At 74.1% G+C, this 3,547-nt stretch carries 4 protein-coding genes; all 4 read right to left on the minus strand.

The genetic code is table 11. The features are described 5' to 3' along the window. The coding region (locus VFW79_RS06035; RefSeq protein ID WP_329676415.1) for a zinc-binding dehydrogenase at window positions 1-933 on the minus strand (933 nt) is incomplete at its 3' end. Between the two features lie 22 nt (window positions 934-955). After that, the gene (locus VFW79_RS06040; protein ID WP_329676416.1) at window positions 956-1,708 is read right to left on the minus strand and encodes a maleylpyruvate isomerase N-terminal domain-containing protein; all 753 of its coding nucleotides are present in this window, start codon (window positions 1,706-1,708) and stop codon (window positions 956-958) included. A 46-nt stretch (window positions 1,709-1,754) separates the two neighbouring features. Continuing rightward, the gene (gene metX, locus VFW79_RS06045) at window positions 1,755-2,948 is read right to left on the minus strand and encodes a homoserine O-acetyltransferase MetX (protein ID WP_329676417.1); all 1,194 of its coding nucleotides are present in this window, start codon (window positions 2,946-2,948) and stop codon (window positions 1,755-1,757) included. A 74-nt stretch (window positions 2,949-3,022) separates the two neighbouring features. Then, a partial coding sequence (locus VFW79_RS06050; RefSeq protein WP_329676418.1) for a PLP-dependent transferase occupies window positions 3,023-3,547 on the minus strand: 525 nt, incomplete at its 5' end.

Below are 3,547 nucleotides of genomic sequence, written 5' to 3' on the forward strand. Positions count from 1 at the left end.
GAGGCGGACCAGCCCCTCGGCCGCGCGGGCGAGCGGCACCTCGGAGTCGATGAGGGGCCGCACCCCGGTCCGCACCAGCAGGTTGAGCAGGCCCGCGAGGTCCTCCTTGGATCCCATCGTGACTCCGCGGACGGTGATCTCGAGGAAGAAGATGCGCTGCAGCTCGGCGGGGCTCGCGTCGCCCGACGTCGCGCCGGCCACGACGATCGTCCCGCCAGGGCGGACCGAGCGCACCGAGTGCGACCACGTCGCGGCGCCCACCGTCTCCAGCACGACGTCGACCTTGGCGGGCAGGCGACCGCCGGGCTCGACGGCGGCCGCAGCGCCCAGCTCGAGGGCTCGCGTCCGCTTGGCCTCGTCACGGCTCGTCACGAACACCTCGAGCCCCGCGGCGGCGCCGAGGAGAACCGCTGCGGTCGACACCCCGCCACCCGCCCCCTGGACGAGCACCCGCTGACCGGGGGTCGCCCGGCCGCTCGTGAACAGCATCCGGTACGCCGTCAGCCACGCGGTCGGGACGCACGCCGCCTCGACGAACGACAGCGACGCGGGCTTGTCCACGAGGTTCCAGGTGGGCACTGCGACGCGTTCCGCGAGCGTGCCGGGGTAGCGCTCCGACAGGAGGCTGCGCGGCTCGTTCGGCCCGACGCCGTGGCCGAGCGCACCGCCGATGACCGCGTGCACGACGACCTCGCGGCCGTCGGGAGTCACCCCCGCCGCGTCGGTGCCGAGGATCATCGGTAGCTGCTCGGCGCGCAGCCCCACGCCGCGCAGCGACCAGAGGTCGTGGTGGTTGAGGGACGCGGCGCGCACGTCGACCGTCGTCCACCCCTCGCGGGCCTCCGGCTCGGGACGCTCGCCGACCTCGAGGCCGGCGAGCAGGGAGTCGGGGGACGCGTCGGGCGCGAACCGGGCAGCGTAGGCGGCGAGCATGCTCACAACCTACGGCCCCACCTCACAGGATCGGCAGGATCCGGCCGAGGTCGGGGACAGCGTCCGAGCTGTACTCCGGGGTCACAGCCTGGGCGAGCACCTCGACGTCGTAGGGGACCCGGCCCGTGGCGAGGCGGACCCAGACCAGCGGCCGCGTGATCTCGAGGTCCCAGCCGCCGCGCGCGACGACGACGTCGAGGAAGGCGCGCGCCACGATGTCGAGCGCGGTGCGGTCGATCGGGCCGCCACCGGCGCCGACGCCACCGTCGAGGCCGACCGAGGCGGATCCGGGCCGGGCGAGCGACCGCTGGAGGTCGTCGGCGTGGACGACGAGCTCGATGAGCCGGGTCGTGACCATCGAGGACAGCAGGATCGGTCCGCGCCGGGCCATGACCACGCGGTCGGACCGGCCGAGCGCGTCGAGCCGGTCGAACGCCGCGGCAGCGAGGGCGTCGATGCCGGCCAGGGGATCAGCGGCGATCTCCGTCGCGAGCTCGTGGGTGACCTCGGTGATCGCGGCGGCGCCCGCGGCGTACGAGGCGATGTACTCCCCGACGGTGAGCGGGACGGTTCCGTCCGGCGCCGGCTCGCACGCGGCGAGAGCGGACATCGACCGCCCGACGTGGGCGATGAGGTCGGCGACGGTCCACCCGTCGAGGACGCTCGGCGCCTGGGCTGCGGGTGTCTCGGCGACGTCGTCGAGCCAGCGGCGCAGCACCTCCCACTGGGCACGGAGCGCGTCGGACAGCTCAGCGAGTCGCTCGTCGGTCAGCATGGGGACATCTTGCCGCAGACGGGGGCGAATGCCACGGCGGAACGGGTCAGGGTCGGACACGCACCGGCTCGGCCAGGAAGTCGGAGACGATGCGCCCGACCTGGTCGGCCTCGATGAGGAACCCGTCGTGCCCGTAGTCCGACCGGATGGTCCGGACCGGGCCCGCACCCGGGATGCCCGCCGCGATGCGCTCCGACTGCGACGGCAGGAACAGCCGGTCGGTGTCGACCGCGACGACGAGCGCCCGAGCGGTGACGGTCGCGAGGGCCGCCTCGACACCGCCCCGGTCGCGGCCGAGGTCGTGGGTGATCATCGTGCGGGTCAGCGTGACGTAGCTGTTCGCGTCGAACCGTCGCGCGAGCTTCTCGCCGTGATGGTCGAGGTACGACTGCACGGCGAACCGGCCGCCCTCGAGGGGGTTCTCGCCGCCCTGCGGGATGCGTCCGAACCGCTCGTCGAGCTCGAGTGCGCTGCGGTACGTCTGGTGGGCGATCTGGCGTGCGATGCCGAGGCCGGTGTGCGGTCCCTCGCCGTCGGGCGCGCCGTAGTAGTCGCCGCCGGCGAAGCGCGGGTCGGCCTGGATCGCGGCGAGCTGCGTGTGGAAGCTCGCGACCTGGTCACCGGACGTCTGCGCGGCGGTGGCGATCGCGGCGAGCCTGCGGACGCGGTCGGGGGCGGACACGCCCCACTCGAGCACGCGCTGCCCGCCCATGGAGGCGCCGATGACGAGTCGCCACGCGTCGATCCCGAGCGCGTCGGCGAGCCGGACCTCGGCATGGACCTGGTCGCGGACCGTGAGGTGCGGGAACCTGCTGCCCCACGGCCGCCCGTCCGGGGCCGCCGACGACGGGCCGGTCGAGCCCTGACAGCCGCCGAGCACGTTCGGGGCGACGACGAAGTAGCGGTCGGTGTCGATGGGCGCGCCGGGGCCGACGAGCGAGGACCACCAGCCGGGCGTCGGGTGACCCGGTCCCGCGGGCCCGGTGACGTGCGAGTCGCCGGTGAGCGCGTGCAGCACGAGGATGGCGTTGTCACCGGCTTTGTTGAGCGTGCCCCACGTCTCGTAGGCCAGGCGCACCGCCGCGAGACGGCCACCGGCCTCGAGCCGCAGCGGCCCGATGTCGAGGAACTCGCGCCCGCCGGGCTCGTCGCCCTCGCGCCAGGCGCTGCTCGCGGGCACGGCGACCGCACCCAGCGCGCGCTGGGCGGCTGAGGTGCGGGGGGTGCGCGAGCTTGACATGGGGGTCCAATCTACGGGCCGTACGGTCGGCCCGCCCAGAGGGACGAGCCGACCGTACGGGTCGGGCGGTGAGGTCAGGCGCCCTTGGCGGCCCGGAAGCCGGCGTCGAGGTCGGCGAGGATGTCGTCGATGTGCTCGATGCCGACCGCGAGACGGACGAGCCCGGGCGTGACACCCGAGAGGGCCTGCTCCTCGGCGGTCAGCTGGCTGTGCGTCGTGGACGCCGGGTGGATGACGAGCGAGCGCACGTCCCCGATGTTCGCGACGTTCGAGTGCAGCTCGAGCGCGGACACGAACGCCTGGCCGGCGGCCGCGCCACCCTCGATCTCGAACGCGAGCACGGCGCCCGCGCCGCGCGGCACGTACTTCTGCGCCAGTGCGTGCCAGGGGCTGGACGGCAGACCGGCGTAGTGCACGGCCGTCACCTCGTCGCGCGCCTCGAGCCACGCGGCGACCTTCTCCGCGTTGGCGACATGGCGCTCGATACGCAGCGACAGGGTCTCGATGCCCTGCGCGATGAGGAAGGCGTTGAACGGGGAGATCGCCGAGCCGAGGTCGCGGAGCAGCTGGACCCGCGCCTTGAGGATGAACGAGAGGTT

The sequence above is a fragment of the Cellulomonas sp. genome, assembly GCF_036279715.1.
In the GTDB taxonomy this organism is placed as follows: domain Bacteria; phylum Actinomycetota; class Actinomycetes; order Actinomycetales; family Cellulomonadaceae; genus Cellulomonas_A.

Bases quoted from the DNA above. Each gene is read 5' to 3' on its own strand.
- VFW79_RS06040 (WP_329676416.1), bottom strand. From the start codon at position 1,708: ATGCTGACCGACGAGCGACTCGCTGAGCTGTCCGACGCGCTCCGTGCC.
- metX (WP_329676417.1), bottom strand. From the start codon at position 2,948: ATGTCAAGCTCGCGCACCCCCCGCACCTCAGCCGCCCAGCGCGCGCTG.